Source organism: Amycolatopsis sp. NPDC059657 (assembly GCF_042734395.1).
In the GTDB taxonomy this organism is placed as follows: Bacteria; Actinomycetota; Actinomycetes; order Mycobacteriales; family Pseudonocardiaceae; genus Amycolatopsis.
Map to the genome: position 1 here is coordinate 1 of NZ_JBHWEB010000062.1, position 20,349 is coordinate 20,349.

Annotated in this window: 19 protein-coding genes; 7 read left to right on the forward strand and 12 right to left on the reverse strand. The window is 67.4% G+C overall.

What is annotated here, in order from left to right; genetic code table 11:
• Positions 1–43: 43 nt before the first annotated feature.
• A complete protein-coding gene (locus ACFV15_RS28920) occupies positions 44–286 on the reverse strand; it encodes a hypothetical protein (protein WP_378353997.1) in 243 nt (80 codons plus the stop codon).
• Positions 271–579, reverse strand: a complete 309-nt coding sequence (locus ACFV15_RS28925) for a hypothetical protein (protein WP_378353999.1) — start codon at positions 577–579, stop codon at positions 271–273. The genes ACFV15_RS28920 and ACFV15_RS28925 overlap by 16 nt, the downstream gene beginning before the upstream one ends.
• Before the next feature lie 58 nt (positions 580–637).
• Between ACFV15_RS28925 and ACFV15_RS28930 the strand changes: the two genes are divergently transcribed.
• Entirely contained in the window at positions 638–1,228 is a 591-nt protein-coding gene (locus ACFV15_RS28930) for a hypothetical protein (RefSeq protein ID WP_378354001.1), read from the forward strand.
• Positions 1,229–2,272: 1,044 nt separating this feature from the next.
• Here the strand turns inward: ACFV15_RS28930 and ACFV15_RS28935 are convergent.
• On the reverse strand, positions 2,273–2,779 hold the full coding sequence (locus ACFV15_RS28935) for a hypothetical protein (protein ID WP_378354002.1): 507 nt from the start codon (positions 2,777–2,779) through the stop codon (positions 2,273–2,275).
• Positions 2,780–4,299: 1,520 nt separating this feature from the next.
• Here ACFV15_RS28935 and ACFV15_RS28940 point away from each other — a divergent pair.
• The 3 genes from ACFV15_RS28940 to ACFV15_RS28950 all read left to right on the forward strand — a co-directional run bounded on the left by ACFV15_RS28940 (position 4,300) and on the right by ACFV15_RS28950 (position 5,801).
• Positions 4,300–4,770, forward strand: a complete 471-nt coding sequence (locus ACFV15_RS28940) for a hypothetical protein (protein ID WP_378354004.1) — start codon at positions 4,300–4,302, stop codon at positions 4,768–4,770.
• Between the two features lie 51 nt (positions 4,771–4,821).
• On the forward strand, positions 4,822–5,319 hold the full coding sequence (locus ACFV15_RS28945) for a hypothetical protein (RefSeq protein WP_378354006.1): 498 nt from the start codon (positions 4,822–4,824) through the stop codon (positions 5,317–5,319).
• 89 nt (positions 5,320–5,408) lie between these two features.
• The gene (locus ACFV15_RS28950) at positions 5,409–5,801 is read left to right on the forward strand and encodes a hypothetical protein (RefSeq protein ID WP_378354008.1); all 393 of its coding nucleotides are present in this window, start codon (positions 5,409–5,411) and stop codon (positions 5,799–5,801) included.
• Between the two features lie 552 nt (positions 5,802–6,353).
• Here ACFV15_RS28950 and ACFV15_RS28955 read toward each other — a convergent pair.
• Positions 6,354–6,713, reverse strand: a complete 360-nt coding sequence (locus ACFV15_RS28955) for an ESX secretion-associated protein EspG (protein WP_378354010.1) — start codon at positions 6,711–6,713, stop codon at positions 6,354–6,356.
• An 885-nt stretch (positions 6,714–7,598) separates the two neighbouring features.
• Here ACFV15_RS28955 and ACFV15_RS28960 point away from each other — a divergent pair.
• A complete protein-coding gene (locus ACFV15_RS28960; RefSeq protein WP_378354012.1) occupies positions 7,599–7,826 on the forward strand; it encodes a TetR/AcrR family transcriptional regulator in 228 nt (75 codons plus the stop codon).
• 133 nt (positions 7,827–7,959) lie between these two features.
• Here ACFV15_RS28960 and ACFV15_RS28965 read toward each other — a convergent pair whose 3' ends face one another.
• The gene (locus tag ACFV15_RS28965; protein WP_378354014.1) at positions 7,960–10,788 is read right to left on the reverse strand and encodes an AAA family ATPase; all 2,829 of its coding nucleotides are present in this window, start codon (positions 10,786–10,788) and stop codon (positions 7,960–7,962) included.
• Positions 10,789–10,861: 73 nt separating this feature from the next.
• Between ACFV15_RS28965 and ACFV15_RS28970 the strand changes: the two genes are divergently transcribed.
• Together ACFV15_RS28970 and ACFV15_RS28975 are read left to right on the forward strand one after the other, a co-directional pair.
• Complete coding sequence (locus ACFV15_RS28970) at positions 10,862–12,019, forward strand: MFS transporter (RefSeq protein WP_378354016.1); 1,158 nt, start codon at positions 10,862–10,864, stop codon at positions 12,017–12,019.
• Positions 12,016–13,386, forward strand: a complete 1,371-nt coding sequence (locus ACFV15_RS28975) for a M20/M25/M40 family metallo-hydrolase (RefSeq protein ID WP_378354017.1) — start codon at positions 12,016–12,018, stop codon at positions 13,384–13,386. The genes ACFV15_RS28970 and ACFV15_RS28975 overlap by 4 nt, the downstream gene beginning before the upstream one ends.
• On the opposite strand, the gene ACFV15_RS28980 is transcribed toward ACFV15_RS28975, so the two are convergent.
• From ACFV15_RS28980 to ACFV15_RS29010, 7 genes are all read right to left on the reverse strand, one after another.
• Positions 13,362–14,297: an aminoglycoside phosphotransferase family protein gene (locus ACFV15_RS28980; protein WP_378354018.1), complete on the reverse strand. Its 936-nt coding sequence runs from the start codon at positions 14,295–14,297 to the stop codon at positions 13,362–13,364. The genes ACFV15_RS28975 and ACFV15_RS28980 overlap by 25 nt on opposite strands.
• A gap of 280 nt (positions 14,298–14,577) precedes the next feature.
• Positions 14,578–14,838 (reverse strand): hypothetical protein, encoded by a 261-nt coding sequence (locus tag ACFV15_RS28985; RefSeq protein WP_378354020.1) that lies wholly within the window; start codon positions 14,836–14,838, stop codon positions 14,578–14,580.
• A 178-nt stretch (positions 14,839–15,016) separates the two neighbouring features.
• Complete coding sequence (locus tag ACFV15_RS28990) at positions 15,017–15,961, reverse strand: ornithine cyclodeaminase family protein (RefSeq protein WP_378354021.1); 945 nt, start codon at positions 15,959–15,961, stop codon at positions 15,017–15,019.
• A complete protein-coding gene (locus tag ACFV15_RS28995; protein ID WP_378354023.1) occupies positions 15,958–17,142 on the reverse strand; it encodes an ATP-grasp domain-containing protein in 1,185 nt (394 codons plus the stop codon). Before ACFV15_RS28995 ends, ACFV15_RS28990 begins: the two co-directional genes overlap by 4 nt.
• Positions 17,143–17,154: 12 nt before the next feature.
• Positions 17,155–18,342, reverse strand: a complete 1,188-nt coding sequence (locus tag ACFV15_RS29000) for an acetyl-CoA carboxylase biotin carboxylase subunit family protein (RefSeq protein ID WP_378354024.1) — start codon at positions 18,340–18,342, stop codon at positions 17,155–17,157.
• Between the two features lie 4 nt (positions 18,343–18,346).
• A complete protein-coding gene (locus ACFV15_RS29005) occupies positions 18,347–19,105 on the reverse strand; it encodes a fumarylacetoacetate hydrolase family protein (protein ID WP_378354025.1) in 759 nt (252 codons plus the stop codon).
• Positions 19,106–19,124: 19 nt separating this feature from the next.
• Positions 19,125–20,312 (reverse strand): MFS transporter, encoded by a 1,188-nt coding sequence (locus ACFV15_RS29010; RefSeq protein WP_378354027.1) that lies wholly within the window; start codon positions 20,310–20,312, stop codon positions 19,125–19,127.
• Positions 20,313–20,349 lie beyond the last annotated feature (37 nt).

The following is a 20,349-nucleotide window of genomic DNA, read 5'->3' on the forward strand; positions in this document are numbered from 1 at the left end:
GACGGGGGCGCGCTCATCTACGCCGCGCAGACCAACACCGCCTTCACCTCCTGCCAGACCCCGGCATGACCGGCTCGTGCGCGTTGCGGGCGGTTCTCACCGCCCGCGACGCGCACGAGTGACCGGACAGGTGCCGCTGCAGACGTTCGTGGCGGAACTCCCAGACGGGCCCGGATCGGCGCAGCACGCCGCAGTCGCAGGCGTCTTCGAGGAAGGTGCGCAGCCGCCACGGCAGGCGGCCGGTGAACGGGAGCCAGAGCCTGGCCACGATCAGCCAGCGCCCCACGCGGACACCGTCACGGCGTAGGCCAGTGCGCCGAACATCCAGTTCATCAGCCCGACGCCGAGTGCGAAGCCGAGGCTGGTGTAGCCGAGGCCGGGTGCGGCGAGCTCGAGGATCAGGTCGCCGAGCAGGTAGGCGCCGGCACCCGTGATCAGCCCGAAGACCAGCCCGCCCACCACCATTTGAGTCAGCACCGCGTCGCGGCTGGCCTTGAGCGAGTCGCCGGGGCTCGCCGCCGCGTCGGCGTCGGCGGGTGACTCGAACCAGGAGACGAAGCCGCACGAGGCCCATGACACCGGGCGGTGGCTGATGTGGGACCTGGCGGATACCCGGTTCCCCCGCCCCCTTTCGACCGTGCGCACCGCACCGCACGGGGCAGAATTCGATTCGACAGGTCAATTCGTCATCGGGACATCGCTGGACCCGGGAAATGCGGCCACTCAGGTCCTCGACCTGGCACAGCCGGAAAACCCAGTGGTGAAATACTCGATATCGTTAAAGGAATCCGAGCACCGGTCCTTCCGTGTGACACTGCTGCCGCAGAGACATGCCATGGTCACCTTCGATGGCGGCGGTGAGCTGGCGACCTGGGATCTCCGTGTCACGCCACCCAAGATGCTGGCGAAGGTGCACGCCCACCCTGGCGCGTCCGCCTCTGTGGCGGTCAATTCCGAGGAGAAACTGGCGGCGTCATCGGGAGTGGACGGGGCACTGATCATCTGGGATATCGCCGACCTGGCGAATATCAAGAAACTGCATGAGTTCCCCGGCATGGCCAACAATGGGCCATCAATCAGGTTCTCGGATGACGGAAAATCGATCGCGGGCATCAGCGTCGCAACCGCGTCTCCCGACGTCTGGTGGTGGCGCTGGGAATTGACCCGCGAGGGCGCCCGCGCGGCGATCTGCCGTCAAGGCGCAGGCACAATGACACCAAAAGACTGACGCGACTACTTCCCAGGCATGCCCTTCCGCCAGCCCTGCGACTCGTGAGTGGGTAAGGCCGGTGAGAACCCGGTTAGAACCGCCCTCCATCAGGGCAACCCTGGTCAGCTGGAGACCGCCGTACGGCGGTGCACTTGCATGATCGGGAGCTGCACCGAACGTTTACAGCCCCTCGGTCTTCCAACGGTGTTCCTCGTGCCACCCTCGGCGGCTCACCCGCAACCGGTTCCGCGCCGATGTGTAGGTCGTGGCGTCGACCCGAGCTGCTGGCACCACCGCGGGTGCGGTGTTGTTGGATGTTCCGCTGCCAGGCTCGGTGCTTGACAGCGAAGTCGCCGCCAGCGCTGAGCCGTGGCGCTCTTTCCGCTGGTTCAGGGGACGGAAGCACCGCTCGGGCACCTTCTGGTCGGCGACCGAACAGGGCCCCGTGGTGTGCGAGTCACACCTGGAGCTCACGCGTCTGCTGCTCACCGACTCTGTCATCCATCAGTGCCGGAATGCGGGTCGGGGACGGCGCCGAACTCTCTCGGCATGCCCAAACGCGTACCGGTCCCGCCGACCCCGGCGACGAGCACCTGCTGGCGCTCGTCCGCGACGTCGACGACTACCGCAAGCTCAGCCGCGTCATTTCCTCCGCCCAGATGCACGGCGGGGAAGTCGCCCGATCTGTGACCTCGAGGACGCCATCGAGGAGTTACGCGACCAGGTTGTGGTGTTCTCGGTCTACCGCAAAGGCACGGTCCGGCGCGCGTCAGCGAGGAGTTGCTCAGTCTCGCAGGAGAGCGAACCGCTGTCCGACCTGGAGACCACTGCCATACGACGCCAGTGATCTCCAAGCCGATATGTACGCCGTGTCGTTCGGCACCACCAGGTCGTGAGGCCCAACATGCGCCATGCCACTACCAAGCCGCGACTGACGGTGAGACTCGAAGGTCGAACTGGCGGTGCCCCCACGGACGAAGCCTTTACCCGGGTCGGATTCAACACCCCTGCTACCGGCAAAGGCTTCCCGGGGGCAGGGTAGGCATCAGGTTGGCGACCCGATCAGTAATCGAAGGCTACGATAGCCGGATCGGAGCAGATGTCAAAATTGAGATTCCTATCTTCACACACTGTGATTATCGCACGCACTCTATTAGAATCACTGCGCAGCCCTTTTGACAAACTCGTGGGCACATATTTCATGCGTTCAGTACGGGCAGTCTGCTTATATTTCTCTTCGGCAATCCATACCGGATTGGAACCGCCAACCGGGGTTCGCCAAAACGACCAGTGCACTTCAACGAAGACCGGGTTTCCATTGTTGAGCATGTCAACGTAGTTGATACCGGCAGTGGCGTATACCCCGCCGTTGTTGGCAAAGTCTCCATAGGCTTTGGCGCGCAGCGTACTGCCACTGTAGGCGTTGACCGTCCACTGCGCGTTCGCAGCAGAAGCTGACGTCGGCACGATCAACGCTGCTGCAACGAAAGCTCCGGCGACGATGACCAGAAGCTTCTTTAATCGACTGGAGAACATTTCGGCATTTCGCATATGGCGAGTCCGAGCCATCAGTGATTCCTTTCCCATGATCGCTGCAGCCCTCATCCGCTGGGGCCTTCGCAAGGCTTGCCACCCCGTCGAGTGTCCGGGTGCAGTTCGCTCATAGTGCGACGGCACCCGCCCAGGTTCCGCCCAGGTTCCGCCCAGGTCGCGCCCACGTCGACGACTGAGGCCAACGAGCACCCGCTACAACCAGCGCACTTCGCCCGAAAGCTCCGCAAGAACAAGGCCTGCCCCTCGTCACTGTGACGACAGCCGATAGTTGTCACTCGGGGAATCTATTGAACTGGAGGCTCGCAGGTGGGCCTGTAAAATGTTCGGCTCTGACGCACTTTCGGTGATGGTGCGGCGAGTCCCCGGCCAGACGGGTTTGCTAGGGCTGCCATGATCGCTTGTGACTGAGATAGCGAAGCTGGTCGGTGCGGTGTTTTCGGCGCTTTCGATCGAGGAAGGCACGACTTGATCAACAGGATGGCGCACCCGAGTCCTACCCGGTCAAGAAATGAGCTGACCGGCCGTATCTCGACCTTGACGATGGCCGGACAGTTCTCCCACGGCAGCGGCCTCTGCCGCTCGGCTTTCGACCCGAGCGGCAGAGGCGATCCGCTAGTCCGGCGCGGAGGTACACGAACCCGGTGACCGGTTCGACAGCGGACCTATCCCCGGATTCCTCCCATCCCAAGGGGTGCTGCGCCGTGGATGCTTGACGCCGGCGTGCTGCGCCGTGGATGCTTGACGCCGGCGGGAGGGGTCACTGTGTGGCGCCGAGCCTGCGGCTAGACAGGTGAAGCAATCACCCAAGTCAAACCCATACCCACTTTTCGGGCACGACCAGGGTGGCAGCCCCGGACCTACCGGGGATCTGGAGATCAGGGGGAGACCGTCTATGACCGTCCCACGACCAACCGTTGAGACCTATGGTGCCCACCACCAAAAACGCAGCTGAACGGGCGTCGGAAGTGGCGCAGGACGAGCGCGTTCGTCGCGGCGGTGTTCACAGTCAGCCTGTTACCGGTGTCTACGGCTGCCTCCGGCATGCCCCGGTTGACTCTGATGCCACCGACCCAGACCCACCGCAGCCGGAGATCGTGTTCAACGATCCGTGCACACTGCCGTGATCTAACCGAGGACGGGATGCCGAATCTGGTGAGCAGACAGCCCGACCTGAGCATTGGGTACCTGCCAGTCCACGAACCCCCGGAGACTCCACCTGTGCCAGAGGTAAGCGCCGCGCCGAACGTGATGGCAGAGACGAGTGACCTGGCACGTCCATATCTACATCGGCTGACGCAGCCGGATCCTGGACGCGGGTAGTACTCATCACACGTGAGATGTGAACTGAATCAGATGCTTCCCGGTTACAGATTCTGCACTGCAGAGTCGTCACATTCGCGGAAGATAGCTGGAGGCAGCAAATACAGCGCGGACAGGCGGCCACACTCAGTACACCAACTTGGAGAGGTCACGGCGACGCGCATCGCTCTCCGCCTCATATCTCGTCGTCGCACATGTCGGAAAGGACGCAAATCATGATGAAGGTTCTGGGCGCGTTGACAAGCACGGTCGTGGCATTGGTGAGCCTGGTGCCGTCAGCGTCGGCACAGACCGCGGCCGCGCCGGACTGCCAGTTCGGCAATACCTACGGCGTAGTCGTAGACCGCGCCTACCTGAGGACACAAACTGGAAATGTAGCAATCGGCAAGATCCAGCTGTGCCGTGACAGCGACTACAAATACTGGGGTTTTGTGCTGCTCAATAACCCACTGACGACCAGTCAGTGGGCGGACGCCGTACTTACCCGGTACCGCGACGGTCTCCAGGGATCCATTTCGTGTGACAGCCCCGGAGGAAATGGCAAGGTGCTACCGGGGCAGACGCGGTGCTGGACGCCGAAGTTCACTGGCCTCAGCCGCCTCTACACGTTCCGCGCCGAGGCGACAGTGACCAGCAGCCACACCGGCGATTGGTACGCCTGGGGTTCGACCTCCCAGACGCGATGACCCGCTGACGATGCCCTGTTCCGCGACGGTCAGCCACAGGAAGGTGAGGATGTGTCCCTGTTCAGCAAGGTTGCGATCCGCGCGGTTTTCGCCGCCACAGGCGCAGCAATGCTCATGTCAACCGGTTCGGCGTCGGCTACGCTTCCGCGTCCAGTCATGGGAGCGGAGCCAGCACCAACCGGTGTCGCCGCCACAGAGAAGTATTTCATGATCTGCGACGTCCCCACCTGCCCCGATCCGTCATATGTTTACGGCTGGATCACCTGGTACGCGAGGATGGTGCATATCTCCGGCCGGGTCAGCTCGGACACCACCCCGAAAACCACCTGGCTTCAGGCGAGGTTCCAGGCTTTCGCCGGAGGCCACCAAGTCGGCGCTACACAGACCAGAACCGCCATGGCGAGCAACGGATGGGGCTTGGACTTCGCTTTCGACATGGGCGATCCCAACCTGGTCGGCGGAGTGACCATGATCAGGGTTACTTTGTGTAGTCCTACTTCGACCGGCACAACGGCATGCCACGCCTACCCGGAAGAGTTTGTTCGCTAGATCCGTATCCTACGCAGGGGAGATCGAAACAAATGCGAAAATCAAGATCCAGGTTTGTCAAACTTTTACTGCTTACCGTCGTTTCACTGTTGTTCACCGTGACACAATCAATGCCCGCGATGGCCTCCCAATTCCCTTCGAGCGACGGCGGAGGCCTCAGCGTCGACTGGAGCGGCCAATGGGATAACGTACATCGACTTGAGAACATCGACGTACAGCTGTGTGACCACAACACCCGTGACTCAAATGAGGCGATTGCCCGCTTGCAGGTCATGCTCATCAACTCGTCGGGCGAGTCAGCCCAGGCACTGGCGCCGGTGATTATGCGCGTTGAACGCTACACCGCCAATTGCAAGGCTTACAAGAACATGTACCTCGGCTACAGCGAACCTCTGGCGTGGGTGCGGATCATGTACTACGGTTCAGTCGACGGAACCAAGTACTACACGAAATGGGTCAAGAACCCCTTCGGCAATTCGTAGCAATTAACCAGCTCGTGTTCGGGCATCCCGGATCGGCTTCGCTCGAAAGTCCCCAGCCCTCCAGCTGACGAGGCGAGCCACCTCGTCGACATAGAAATATCGCTGCGCGCCGGTCATGCTCTACTCCTGGTTGCCGTCAGGCAGTCCGGAACGAGTCGCATCGTTCCTTCTCCTCGAAATCGAGGCCAAAAAGAACGGCGCTGCTTCACCGGTGGGTACTCCAGCACCCGTGGCGAGTTCGAACTCCGCGACGACCTGACCGTGGTGATTCAGGCCGATCGCGCAAGTGAGGTTAACGCTCCAGTAGCCGCGAGCGTCGTCAGGGCAGCGCTCGCCGTGCCCTGACGACGCTCGAGCTTGATGCCTATCGTCAACCTAGGACACCCCAATCGGTATCGCTGCCTATTCCAAGCGCCCGCGAGCGAACGGGCCCGGTTCACGACCGCTATTCAGGGTGCAGCAACCATGTTCGCGTCGATGACCAGCGAGACGGCGCCATCCACGCCCGCCGTGAGCGTAGCGGGAAACACCATTTTGCGGCCGGCGAGATACCTAGAGCTCGTCGAGGGTGGCGGCAAGAATGGCCACGAGCTTGCGCGGCGTTGCTGAGACAAGGTTGATCTCCTCCTCACCCTCATCGTTATCGGTGAGGTAGGTCAGGATGCGTCCCTCGTCGGTGAGGTCAATCGCGGACAGCGGCAGGCTCCGCCTGCGGGCTCCCGACCGGTCGCGGACAGCGGCGTAGAGCTGGTGAACAGCATCGCGTCTGGCGTGCATGAGTTCGCGTAGGTAGTCCTCGGATCCTGGGCGCCGCGGCTCAGCCAGCCCATCGCGACCGGCCCGATTCCCGTCACCTGCGCCATGGCGAAAGTCGACGCGTCCGGCCGAGTGTCGGACCAGGCCGTGCTGCACGCACTTGGCTGGATACCTGGCGAGCCACTGACGATCACCGCCGAGGACGGCGCAGTGATCATCCGTCGCGACCCCGTGGCGTGTTCACCCTTGCCCCTTCGGGCTACATCCAAATCCCCGCGCCACTGCGGACCCGCTACGGCTTGCGCGCCCACGACCGGATCCTGCTCGCCGCAGTCCCCCGCCGATCCACACTCCTGATCTACACCACCAGGTCATGACCGCGACCCACACCACGTTGCTCGGTGGTGAACAACCATGACCTGTCGAGTAGAGAACTCGTCCGGCGTCGGAGTGGGTGACAACCTGCGAGCGAAGCGCACTACTAAATCCATTTTCGGGAAACCTTGCCGATGGCCGAACTTTTGTTCGCCGATCCCACTGTCCGGAAGGATTACTATGCACACAAGAGCAAGCCACACAGCCAGAAAAAGTCGGACAACCTATGCCGAACCTTGAAGGAGGCTGTCGGGAAACTCGATTTCGAGAAATTCGCGGTGATAGCGACGCGTGCAAGCTGGCCTACCCCGGAAATTTTCGTCCACCCAGACAGTCTCATCGTCCAACACGCGAATGGCGTAACCTTCGGCATCAGTTCGCGACTGCGCACCAGAGAACGAATTAAGGTCGAACAACCTGACTTGACGAAGATTGAGAGTAACTTCCGCAGGGATTTTCCTCGTGCTACCGAAGACCGAGCACGCCCATGCGCAAGTCGTCGTCCTGCAGTGGCAGAAGGTCGTTGGCGGCTTACAGGCCCCGGGTTCTGATGGCGTTCAGGGCCAGCCGCGTTCGGTCAGATACTGAGCCGGTTCGTTGCACGTACCGAAATATCGCAGCCTCGTATGGTCGAGATCGAAGCCGTGCGCACGCCAGCGTTCGGAGATGCGGTCCAGGCCTTTCTTCGCCCCGATCCGCGAGATCGCTCGACATGCCGAGGTCGGGCCCGCGACCGTCTACCGCCATTTCCCGACCAAGGAAATGCTCGCCACCGCGGTGTTCACCGAGCATGTGCTCGCATGGCGATCCACTTTGGACCAAGGGCTCGCCGGCCCCGGTCCCTGGCAGGCTTTCGCCTCGCGGTGGGAAGCTCTGCGAGCTGGTCCTGGATGACTTTCATCCTCGTGATCATGGCCAGCAGCGGTATCCACGTCGGTACTGCTGGAAGCACGAATCGCGGCCTCCCGGCGCTTCGCCGCGCACATGGTCCGAGCTTTTCAAACCGAAATGGACACGTCCGATTCTGTCAGTCCTCGGTGGACAACAAGCCGAGCCGGCGAGCGGCCATCGCCGCCTGCACGCGGCCGGGCACCTCCAGTTTGGTCAGGATGTTCGACACGTGGGTGCTCACGGTTTTCGCCGAGATGTACAGCTCCGCGGCGATCTGACGGTTGGTCAGGCCGTCCGCGAGCAGCCGGAGCACCTCGAATTCGCGGCCGGTCAAGCCGTGTCGGGCGCCGGTCGGACCGCCGGGTTCGGTCAGCGACAGGCGGAGCGCCGCCGCCAGAGCGTCGATCTCGGCACGCAGCGGGGTGGCGCCGAGCCGGTCGGCGTGCGCGGTGGCGGTACGGAGGCGGGTCACCGCGTGATCGTGGGCTCCGGTCTCGGCCGCGGCCGATGCCGCCGCCATCAAGGCCCGCGCCTGCGGGTAAGGCTCACCCAGCTCGGCCCAGGCCGCCGCGGCGCGATCCCATGCCGCCTGATCGGGCTCGGCCGTCGCGCCGAAGGTGAGGCGGTGTGCCCGCTGCACGGGGCCGACGACGGGCAACCGGTCGGCGATCGGCCGCAGCCGGGGAAGCAGGCCAGGCAGGTTCGCTCCCGACACCAAGACGGGCCACAGGTAACGCGGGCTCGCTTCCACGTGCGGCAATGCCAATCCTTCGGCCAGTGATTCGGCTGCCTCCTCCGGCGAGCGCTCGGCCAGTTTCAGGTCTACTTCCAGCCGGGTCAGCGGCAGCAGGTCCTGGGTGTCGGGGTAGCCGTGCGCGAACACTTCGCGCGCATACGCGGCCGCTGCCTTCGCTCCCACGAGGTCGCCTCTGGCCAGCCGGATCGTGCCTTGCAGGACCAGAAGGTAAGCGTCGAGGCCGGGGACCGGCGGATGGCCGAGTGCGTGCTCGACCGTGTCGGCCGCCGCGTCCCAGTCGCCGAGCGCGATGAGCGACTCGGCGAGGTTGGCGGCATGGATGGGGCTCGCTGTGCGCGCCAGCCCGGCGCTGGCGCAGACGTCGAGGCCGCGGCGGGCCGCCGCCATCGCCTCCGTATACCGGCCGGCGCCTTGCAGTACGTCGGCTTCCCGGCGCAACACGTGCAGCTCGGCGATGTCGTCGCCGAGACGCCGTGCCATCGAACGGGCTCGCTCCAGCTCGGGCAACCGGGCGTCCAGATCGCCTGCCCTGGCGTGGGAATAGGCCAGGTCGGCTGTCGCCGTGACCTCGGCACGGGTGTCGCCGGACCTGCGGGCCGCCACCACGGCCGCACGGGCGACCGCTCGTCCCTCGTCGTCGAGAGGCACGGTCAGCAGCCGGTAGACGAGCGTCGCGAGCGCCGCCGCGGCGGCCGGATCGGTAGCGGGGATCAGTGCGACGCCCGCACGTATGTCCTCGATTCCTGACTGCCCGAGTGCGTGCCGAAGCTCACCTCGGCGCACGAGCAGCCGGCCCTTCTTGGCAGGCTCGGCCTCCGGTTGGGCCAGCAGGGTCTCGAGCAAGGCCAAGGCGCGGGTCACGTCACCCGCCGCTCCGGCGGCGTCGACCGCCATGGCGAGCACGGTGGCGCGGTCGACGCCGAGACGCTCCTCGGCGTCGGGCACGGCGTCCCACAGCCGCGCGACCTCGGTGAACATGTGCAGCTGTTCGGCGTGGGCGAGCGAGCGGCCCGCGTCCGCCGCGGCACGCCAAGCCGCGGTCAACGCCCGGGTGGGGTATTTGCGCTCGACCGCGCCCCAATGCCCGGCGAGCTGCGCGGCGGCCTGTCCCGGCAGCGCGAGCGACTGATCGCGTTCGAGTGCTTCGGCGTAACGAAGGTGCAGCCGGGCACGTTCCGCGGGCAGCAGGTCGTCGAGGACGACCTCACGGATCAACGCGTGCCGGAACCGATAACCGTCGCCGTCGGCCATGATCAGCCGGGCGGCGACGGCGGGACGCAGTGCGGCCACCAGCTCCGGCTCGCCGAGCGCGGTCACGGTGGCCAGCAACTCGTGTCCGATGTGGACACCGCAGGGTGCGGCCGCGCGCACGACTTCCTGGCTCTGTGCGGGCAATCGTGTCAGCGGGGCGAGCAGCAGGTCGCGGATCGACGGCGGCACCGCCGATCCACAATGGTCACGAGCACTCAGCAGCGCTTCGACGAACAGTGGGTTGCCTTCGCTGCGCGTGAAGACATCGTCGGCGAGACCGACCTCGGGTTCGTGTCCGAGCAGTTCACGAAGTTGCGCCGTCACACCCCTTCTCGACAGCGGCCGAAGATCAAGGCGGCGCGTCCAGCCGGTCCGTTCCAGTTCCGACGGCGACAAGCGCGCGGCGTGGGAACGTGCGAGATCGGTTCGGGAAGTGACGACGATGAGCGAGGCGGGCACGGCGCGCTGATTCCCGACCAGGAACAGGAGAAGCTCCCTGGTCGACTGGTCCGCCCAGTGGATGTCTTCGACGAGCAGCACCAGCGGCCGCTTTGCCGCCAACGTCCGCAGCAAACCCAGGACCTGCTCGAACAGCCGCGCCCTGGCCAACGCGTCCTGGGCAGGCGGCACGCCCAGTACCGGCAGCAACCGCCCGAGTTCGCCTGCCACCGAGCCGGGCAGCAACTCGTGGACCGCTGCCACCCCCAGCTCGCCGACCAGATCACGCAGCATCGACGTGAACGGCGCGAAGGCGAGACCGTCCGCGCCGAGGTCGAGGCATCCGCCACGCAGCACCCTGGCGGCGTCGCCGAGCGTTGCCGCGAACCGGCCGATCAGGCTCGACTTCCCCACTCCGGCGTCACCGGCGACGATCACGGTAACCGGTGCGCCCTCACGCGCCTGCTCGAACGCCGAGTGCAGCTCGCCGAGCTCCCGATCCCGTTCCACGAACCCCATTGGCCGAGTCTAAGGATCACTATGGGGCATCTGCCCGATGTGCTCACCCGCCACTCGCGCGCACGCTGATGACATGTCACTCGGTTCCGTCGCTCCCCCGCTGCTGACCAGGCGGCTGACGCTGCTGCTGGTGGCCGCGTTCGGCGCGCTCAGCGGGTTCTACCTGCTGGTCTCCGTCGTCCCGTTGTACGCGGCAGGCGCGGGAGGTGGTGATTTCGGCGCCGGGCTCGCCACCGGGGCGATGATGCTGTCCACCGTCTTGACGGAGCTGGCCGTGCCACGGCTTTTGGCGGGACTGGGGCACCGGACGACATTCGGTTTCGGTCTCGTCCTGCTCGGCGTGCCCGCGCTCGCCTTGATCCTCGCGCAGGCGACCACGCTGATTCTGGTGGTGAGCTTGGTACGGGGCGCCGGGCTCGGGATCGTCGTGGTCGTCGGGAGCGCACTCGCCGCCGAACTGGTCCCCGGGCGACGTCGCGCCGAGGGGCTCGCGCTGTACGGCGTCGTGGTCGGTGTGCCCGCGGTCGTGGGGCTGCCCGCCGGGATCTGGCTCAGCGAGCGGTTCGGGTTCACACCGGTGTTCGCCGTCGCAGGCGCGGTGGCGCTGGCGCCGCTCGTGGTGCTGCCCGCGCTTCCCGCGAAGCCGGGTGAACGCGGGCGCCCAGGTTCTGTGGTGGGTGCTTTCCGCACCCGCGGGCTAGCGCGTCCGACAGTGATCTTCACCGCGATCACCTTCGGCGCCGGGGTGTTCGCCACCTTCCTGCCGATCGCCGTGCCCGCGGAGACGCGCGGGCCGGCCGCCGTCGCGCTGCTCGTCCAGGCGCTGACCATGTCGGCCGCGCGGTTCGCCGCGGGGCGGTTCGGCGACAGGCGTGGCTCAGGGCCGCTGCTCGTCCCGGCCGTGCTCGTTTCGGCGGCCGGTGCCGCACTGGCGTTGTGGCTGGACAGTCCACTCGCGACGATCGCGGGCATGGCGTTGTTCGGCGCCGGGTTCGGTGCCGCGCAGAACGTGACACTGACATTGATGATCGAGCGGGCCGGGAACGCCGACCACGGCCCGACGAGCGCGCTGTGGAATCTGGCGTACGACGCCGGATTCGGTATCGGCGCGGTCGGCGTCGGCCTGGTCGCCGAGCCGTTCGGTTACCTGACCGGGTTCGCGCTCACCGCCGCCGTGCTGGCAGGCGCACTCCTCCCCGCCGTGGCGGACCGGCGGGAGCGGACCGCGTGATCGACATCGGCGAGGTGTTGCCCGCGGCACGAGCCGCACTCGACGCGCTGGTGCGGATTCCGTCGGTGAGCGCGTCGCCCACCACCGACCTGCGGCGCAGCGCGGAGCTGACGGCCGAATTGTTCCGCGACGCGAACGTGCCGGAAGTCGAGATCATCGACGACATCCCCGGCGGGCAACCTGCCGTGCTGGCCACATGTCCGGCCCCGCCCGGAATGCCGACCGTGCTGCTGTACGCGCACCACGACGTCCAGCCGGCCGGTGACCTCGGCGGCTGGGCCAGTGCGCCGTTCGAGCCGTCCGAACGCGACGGCAGGCTGTACGGCAGGGGCACCGCGGACGACAAGGCCGGGATCGCCGCCCACCTCGCCGCGATACTCGCGCACGAAGGCAGGCCGCCGGTCGGCGTCACCGTGCTCATCGAAGGCGAGGAGGAGATCTCCTCACCGACGCTCCCCGCCATGCTGGCCCGGTACCGCGACCGGCTCGCCGCTGACGTGATCGTGCTCGCCGACTCGGAGAACCTGCGGGTCGGCACCCCGATGTTCACCACCACGCTGCGAGGCACCGCCGCGTGCCTGGTCGAGCTGCGCACGCTCAAGAGCGGCGCGCACTCCGGCAGTTTCGGAGGCGCGGCGCCCGACGCGCTGACTTCGCTGTGCAGGCTGCTCGCCACGCTGCACGACGAGAACGGCGACGTCGCGGTGTCCGGGCTCCGCAGCGGTGAGATTCCCGCATACGACTACCCGGAAGCGAGGTACCGCGCCGAGGCGAGTGTGCTCGACGGCGTCGGGCTCCACGGCACGGGGAGCGTCGCCGCGCGGGTGTGGGCCAAACCGGCGGTCAGCGTCCTGGCCATCGACGCCACGTCCGTCGCGGACGCGTCGAACACACTCGTCCCGGTGGCCAGAGCCAAGGTCGGCTTGCGGGTCGCGCCCGGCGACGACGCCGTCCGCGCGGGCGCCGCGCTCGCCCAGCACCTGACCGCACACGCGCCCTGGGGCGCACGGGTGTCGGTGACGGTCACCGAAATCGCGCAGCCCCACGCCGTCGACACCTCGGGCCCCGCATTCGCGGCGGCCAGGCGCGCCTACCGGGACGCGTACGGCAACGACGTGGTCCACATCGGCAGCGGCGGCAGCATCCCCTTCGTCGCCGAGTTCGCCACCGCCTTCCCCTCGGCGGCGATCCTGATCACCAGCGCGGGCGCGGACAACGAAGCCAACGCACACGGCGCGAACGAGAGCGTGCACCTCGCGGAGTTCGAACGGGCCTGCCACGCCGAAGCCCTGCTGCTTACCGAACTCGCACGGCAAGCCACGGACGGCGGACGCCTTGACCTTCAGCCGGCGGAGTACTCGGAATAGATCCGGGCGACTACGCGACGCGCGTTCGCTTCCTCCTCATCGCACCGGCCCAGGGTCTGTACGCAGGTGATCAGCGCCTTCCACAGCGCCCAGCCGCGTCCTCGCGCCCAAGTCGCCTGGTCGACGGCCAGGCGTTCGCGGAAGGCCTGGCTCCCGTCGGCGGTCAGCAGTGTCCAGGCAATGGCCATGTCGCAGGACGGGTCGCCGACACCACAGGTCCCGAAGTCGATGACGGCCGCCAGCTCCCCGCCGTCGAGCAGGAGGTTCCCCGGTGCGACGTCGCCGTGAAACCAGACGTCCACCTCGTCCCAAGGGGCGTTCAACGCGGTCCGCCAGATCTCGCGGGCCAAGCCGACGTCGATGTGGCCGTCCAGTGCCGTGAAAGCGCACTGGGTCTGCGCGTCGTAGGTGCGCAGGGTGGCGCCCCGGAACCAGTTGTGCTTACCCGGCTGGGGGCCGCTGGCGGCATCGACACTCTGCAAGGCTGCCAGGAACCCTGCCAGGTCGAGTGCGAAGCGGACGGGATCGGAAATGCGATCCACGTTCGCGGGTTCGCCGTCGAGCCATCGGTAGATCGACCACGGGAACGGGTAACCCGCGCCGGGATCCCCCTGTGCCAGCGGGACCGGGATGGGTAGCGGCAGCCGGGGCCCGAGCGCCGGAAGCCATCGGTGTTCCTTGTCGACCGCCAAGGCGTACGCGGCCGCGCTCGGCAGCCGCGCCACCATCGTGTCGCCGAGGTGGAAGGTGATGTTGTCCCAGCCGCTCTCGGCCACGGGCCGAACCGGAAGGCAAGCCCACTGCGGGAACTGGTCGCCGACCAACCGGCGCACCTGCTCCGCGTCGACCGTGACGCGTTGGGGCCGAGGACCGAGATCCGGTGTACTGCTCAAGCGGCATCCTCGCTGCATTCGGAAAGGGTGAGGTCTGAACGATAGCCAGTCGCGCGTTCGTGTCGATCGCATTTCACCGGTCGTACAGGAGGCCCCAGCGACCAGGCATGTCCTGGAGCCGTCCCGTGTCGGGGCGGGCGGTGTGGCGAGCAGCCAGGAGTTCGGCCAGATCCGCACGTCGTGCCCGTCGAGCCGGGCATACGCGCCCGTGCAGGTGGCGGTACCGGTGAACTTCACGTCGCTGAAGCTGACCTCCGCGCCGAACAGGGTGCTGTCGAAGTTCGCGTGGCGGCCGAACTCAGAACCGCCGAAGAGGGCTTTGCCATTGAAGCGGGTGTAGCGGAATCGCGCCTCGGCAAGCAGTTTCGTCTCGGTGAAGATCGCGCTGTCCCGCGAAAACCGCCTTGTTGAAGCCGACGAAGTCGTGGAAGACCGCGTCGTCGAACACGGCCATGTCGGCGAAACGTGCGCCGCCGAAGGTCACGTCCTGGTCGAACCGCGCGGCACGGAAGTAGTTGGCCAAACGCGCCGAGGTCGACGACGCCGACACCACCATCACCGCGGCCCCCGCGGCTCTGCAGTCGCTCGTGTTCGCCGAACGCACGGTCGCCGACGCCGAACAGTCAGGCAACATGACCACCACCGGCGACCGCGACATCGCCGAGCACCTGCTGCGTTCTTCGCAGCACAGCCAGGAAAGCACGACGCACTGCGGCCACAGTCGGCGTGCGCGGTTCTCACAGTGGCAGCAGCACGCCCACGTCCAGCTTCTCCGCCCTGTCCAGCACCCGGACCGCCGTCGTCACGTCGGTGACGCTGACGCCGATGGGGAAGGCGAGCACGGTCTCGTCGGCGCTGAGGCGGCCACGGTGCCGCCCGGTGACCACGTCCGCGAAGTCGACGGCTTCGTCGGCCGCGGTGAAATAGCCGTACTCCCGCAGGTGTTCGAGCTGGCCGAGATCGTCGGTGAACAGCCGCGAGACCGACCGCTGGGCCGCGTGTGTCCAATAGCAGTCGTAGTCGATGCCGATGCCCAGCTGGCCGGGCTCGAGCCAGTCGGGGGTGACCTGCCTTGCGGCGTCCGGCCGGATGGGGCCGCCGGTGACGACGACCCCCGCCGAGCGGAACACCGAGCGGGCGTCGGCGCATTCGACGACCTCGAAACCGCGGTCACGCATTTCCGTGGCGTAGCGGCGGAGTGCGGCCGGGTCGATGTCGAACGCCCTGATCTTCGCCAGCGCGGGCAGCACGCAGCTCAGGGCTTCGATGTGGGTGCGGCCTTGGACTCCGGTGCCGATCACGCCGACCGTGCCGGTGCCGGGAGCGGCCAGGTACTTCGCCACCACGGCACTGGCCGCCGCGGTGCGTTTCGCGGTGATCCAGGTGGCGTCCATGATCGCGCGCGGCAAGCCGGTCGCGTGGTCGTTGAGGAGCAGAAGCCCTGTCAGGTAAGGGTTTCCGCCACCGGCCTGCCACTTGCACGCGGCCGCGCCCGCCGCGGGCACGACGCTGCTCATCGCGCTGTAGAACCGGTCGGGCGAAGGGGCCAGCCAATGCTTGGCCGGCATCAGCACCCGGCCGCTCCCCTTTTCGCTGAACGCCTGCTCGACGGCTTCGACGACCTCGGCCATCGGCAGATCGACGGACTCCAGGTCGGCCCGCGACAGGTAGCGGACGGTCATCGCAGCAGTGCGGCGGTCACGGCGTCGTACGCCTGGGCAGCCGCCTGCACGGCCCGCTCCGAGTCCACGCCGTGCACCAGCACGTAGCCGAGCCGCCCCTTGGACGAGAGCACGGGCCGCACCCGCGCGCCACCGGCCACCGAGAACTCGACGCGGACCAGCCCCGGCACCCCGGCGGCGGCGTTGTGCGGCAACGTGGTGACGCACCGCGCGTCGACCGTCGAATACAGGTAGCGGATCACCGCCGCGTTCGGCGGCACCTTCGCCGGTTCGAAGGCGACGCCCGCGGCGTGCAGCAGTGCCTCGCGTGCCATGTCGCGGCCGGTGGCCAGCTGGACGAGCTCCCAGATCCGGTCGCCGCCGAGGCGCCGGTTGATCTCGATCACCGCAGGGCCGTCCTCGGTGCGGATGACCTCGACGTGTGACGGCCCCAGCCGGTGCCCGATCGCGGTCAGCGCGCGCAGCGCCTCCTCCCCCACCGCGGTGAGCGCGGGCGTGTCGAGCCTGGCGGGCACGATATGCCCGGTCTCGACGAAGTACGGCGCGCCCGTGGTGAGCTTCTCGGTCACCGCGACCACCTCGTGCCTGCCGTCCACGGACAGCGTCTCGACGCTGTACTCCTGGCCGGTCAGCAGCTTCTCGGCCAGCACCGCGCCGAAGCCGACGTCGCTGGCATGCGCCCACGCGGGATCGACGTCGTCGGTGCCGGTGACGGTGTGCACGCCGAAACTGGCGAAACCGTTGGCGGGCTTGACGATCGCGGGAAAGCCGTGCTCGTTCACGAACGCTGTGAGATCGTCCGGCCGCAAGCACACCCGGTACGGGACCTGGTGGCAGCCGCCCCCGTTGAGCAGCCGCCGGACCTCGCCCTTGTCCGCGCCGAGCGACTCGACCGGGCCGGGCATGGAGGGCACGCCGAGTTTGCGCGCGATCTCGCCGACCACGGCGAGCGAGGCCTCACGCAGGCCGATGACGAGATCCACCGGGTCCTCGGCGTGGATCTCCGCCGCCGCCCGCATGCCCTGGTCCAAGCCGGTGTAGTCGACTTCGACATAGCGGTGCGCCCAGGCGGCCTCACGCGCGTTGGCCGCTCCCGGCGCTTGCAGCAGGGAAACCCTGGCAGGCAGTCCGACCAGCTGGTTGGCCAGCTCCGGCCACGCCCCGAGTACGAGCAGGTGCATCTTCCACCGTTCCTAGTGTGCGAACAACTGTTGTAGGACAAGCTCTTTCGCGCGTTCGGCGGCCTCGGCAGCCGCTTCGCCGGTCTCCGCGACCGTCATCACGTAGCCCAGCCTGCTGTGCGGGGCGTCGGGCGTGCGCGCGATCGACGACGGCTGCGCCGTGACCTTGACCCGGATGAGCCCGTCGACCGAGTTCGCGGCGTCGACCGGCAGCTCGTCGGCGACCCGCCGCTCGGCGTCGGCGACGAGGTACGCGATCGCCGCGCCGCCCGCGGGCCGGTGCGTCGGCGAATGCGGCGCGCCTGCCGCGTCGAGCAGCACCTCGGTCATCAGGTCGCGGCCGGTGGCGAGCTGGATCAGCTCCCAGATCCGGTCACCGGCGAGCCTGCGGTTGATCTCGACGATCGCCGGGCCGTCCTCGGTGAGGATCACCTCGACATGCGACGGGCCGGTCTCGTGCCCGGCGGCGGTCAGCGCCAGCACCGTCTCGCGCACGATGGCGGCGTGGTCGTCTGCGCCGATCGCGGCGGGCACCACGTGGCCGACCTCGATGAAGTACGGCATGCCGGTGTGCTGCTTCCCGGTGACCATGACGACCTCGTGCTCGCCGTCGACCGAGCGCACCTCGACGCTGAACTCGGGGCCGATGAGGCGTTCCTCCGCGAGGATCTCCTCCTCGGTGGCGGCGGTGACGTGGCGCCACGCGGGTGCGACGTCCTCGGGCCCGGCCACCCCGTGCGCCCCGCCCATCACATAGGCGACCGACGGCTTGACGACGACCGAATGCCCGCATTCCGCGGCGAACGCGGCGAGGTCGTCCGCCGACTCGCACACGCGGTGCTTCACCACCCGGCAACCGCCCGCGTTGAGCAGCTTGCGAACCGCGTTCTTGTTCCTGGGCAAGGTTTCCACCGGCCCGGAGATGCTGCGGACCCCGAGCCGCGCGGCCACCGCCGCCAGTGCGGGCAGCGCGAGCTCGCGGAAACTCACCACCGCGTCGACCGGATCGGCCTGGTGGATCCGCTCGGCGATCTCCATCGCCTTGTCGTGGTCGTGGTAGTCGAGTTCGACGTAGCGGTGCGCCCACGCGGCCTCCCTGGCCGTGGCGACGCCGGGAGGCTGGATCAGGGTGACCCTGGCGGGCAGGCCGACGAGCCGTTCCGCCAGTTCCGGCCACGCGCCCAACATCAGCAGGTGCACGGTGTTACTCCTTCGCGTTTTCTACCGGGTTGACGAGTTTTCCGAGCCCCTCGATCGCCACGGTCACGGTCTGACCGGCGGCCAGCGGACCGGTGCCTTCGGGAGTCCCGGTGAGGATGACGTCACCCGGTTCGAGCGTCATGACCGCGGACAGCCATTCGATGAGGCGGGGGATGTCGTGGATGAGCCGCGCGGTGCTGCCCTTCTGCCGCACCTCGCCGTCGACGAGCGTGCGCACCAGCAGGTCGGCGGGGTCGAGCTCGGTCTCGATCCACGGGCCCAGCGGGCAGAACGTGTCGAAACCCTTGGCCCTGGTCCACTGCCCGTCCGAGCGCTGGTATTCGCGGGCACTGATGTCATTGGTGATCGTGTAGCCGAAAACGACATCGTAGGCGCGTTCCCGCGACACATGGCGGGCCTGGTCGCCGATGACGACGGCGAGTTCCCCTTCGAAATCCACCTGACCGGCGCAGGCGGGCAGCACGATCGCCGCCCCGTCACCGACCACACTGGACGGTGGCTTCGAGAACACCAGCGGATCACCCGACGGCTCGGCGGATTCCCCGCCTGCCGCGAAATTGCGGCCGACGCCGAGGATCTTGGTCGGCACGACGGGTGCCAGCAGCCGCACCTCGCCGAGCGGGTACCGCTGCCCGGTCAGCGCGAGCGTCCCGAACGGCGAACCGTCCACAACGGACACTTGGGTGTTCTCGAGCACACCGTAGGCGGTGCTTTCACCGTGTGCGAACCGCACGATGCGCATGCGGGTCTCCCTCCACTCGTCAGTCGGCCACGGGGACCGGTTGGTTCACCGGCACCCTGCTGAACAGCGCCAGCGCGACCGCGCCGACGACCAGCAGCCCGGCGCTGAACACCCAGAACAAGGTCCGGGAGGCGGGGTCACCGCCCAGCAGTGCGCCGGCGAGCAGGCTCACCGCGACACCGGCGACCGACCACGCGGTGGTGATGAAGCCGAGGTACACCCCGGTGGCGCCCTTCGGCGCGAACCGCACGGCCACCGCCTCCGACGCGCAGATGTTGATCAGCTCGCCGACGGTGATCACCAGGATGCCCGCGTACAGCGACCAGCGGCCCGGCGCGAGGCAGACCAGGCAGCCCGCGGCCATGATCGCCGATCCCGCGCCCAGCAGCCGAAGCCGCTGCTTGTGGTCGAGCTTGTCCACCCACCGGCCGCCCATGGTGCCGAACGCGACCACCATCGCCGCGTTGAGCGAGTTGATCAGGCCGACGTCGAAGTAGCCGAGGTGCTTGGCGTTGGCTTCCAGCGGCAGCGCCGAGACGAGCAGCGAAATCCCGTACCACAGCGGAATCGTCAGGCTGCAGTACACGAGGAACTTCGGATCCCTGATCGCCTGGCGTGTGCTGTGCCAGATGGACTTCCCGGTCGCGGCCCTGGTTTCGGCGTGCCTGCCGAAGCGCCGGTACGCGCTGATCGCGCTGACGACGTAGGCGAGCGCCGACATCGCCAGCACGATCCGCGCCGAGTGGTCGGCCACCAGCGCCGCGATCAGCGGGCCGAGCAGCGCGCCCACGTTGGTCGCGACGTAGAACCCCGCGAGTGAGGACGCGGCCGCGTCGTCCGAGGCCTCGGCGAGCACGACCCGGCTCGCCGTGTTGTAGACCGCGCCGCCGACCCCGTCCACCACGACCGCGATCAGCCAGATCGAGAACGTGATGGACGAGCTCAGCAGCACATAACCCACCGCCTCCGCCGCCAGCCCTGCCACCAGCAGCTTCGCGCCGCCGTAGCGGTCGCACAGGATGCCGCTGGGTATCGCCATGCCGCGCCGGAACAGGGCTTGCGCGGCGAGCAGGATCCCGACTTCGGCCACCGTCATCGACCCCGCGCGCAACGCGACCACGGCGAGCAGCGGGATGGTGAGGTAGAAACCGAAACTGGTGATCACCCGGGTGGTGGCGATGAACCGTTTCGCGGAGAGTTCGGGCACTGGGTCTCCTTCGGAGGTGGAACGCGAGACGAGCCGT

Coding starts and splice junctions, on each gene's coding strand:
- ACFV15_RS28980 (WP_378354018.1), bottom strand. CDS start 14,297: ATGCAGCGAGGATGCCGCTTGAGCAGTACACCGGATCTCGGTCCTCGG.
- ACFV15_RS28935 (WP_378354002.1), bottom strand. CDS start 2,779: ATGGCTCGGACTCGCCATATGCGAAATGCCGAAATGTTCTCCAGTCGA.
- ACFV15_RS28965 (WP_378354014.1), bottom strand. CDS start 10,788: ATGGGGTTCGTGGAACGGGATCGGGAGCTCGGCGAGCTGCACTCGGCG.
- ACFV15_RS29005 (WP_378354025.1), bottom strand. CDS start 19,105: ATGCGCATCGTGCGGTTCGCACACGGTGAAAGCACCGCCTACGGTGTG.
- ACFV15_RS28960 (WP_378354012.1), top strand. CDS start 7,599: ATGCGGTCCAGGCCTTTCTTCGCCCCGATCCGCGAGATCGCTCGACAT.
- ACFV15_RS28940 (WP_378354004.1), top strand. CDS start 4,300: ATGATGAAGGTTCTGGGCGCGTTGACAAGCACGGTCGTGGCATTGGTG.
- ACFV15_RS28995 (WP_378354023.1), bottom strand. CDS start 17,142: ATGCACCTGCTCGTACTCGGGGCGTGGCCGGAGCTGGCCAACCAGCTG.
- ACFV15_RS28990 (WP_378354021.1), bottom strand. CDS start 15,961: ATGACCGTCCGCTACCTGTCGCGGGCCGACCTGGAGTCCGTCGATCTG.
- ACFV15_RS28970 (WP_378354016.1), top strand. CDS start 10,862: ATGTCACTCGGTTCCGTCGCTCCCCCGCTGCTGACCAGGCGGCTGACG.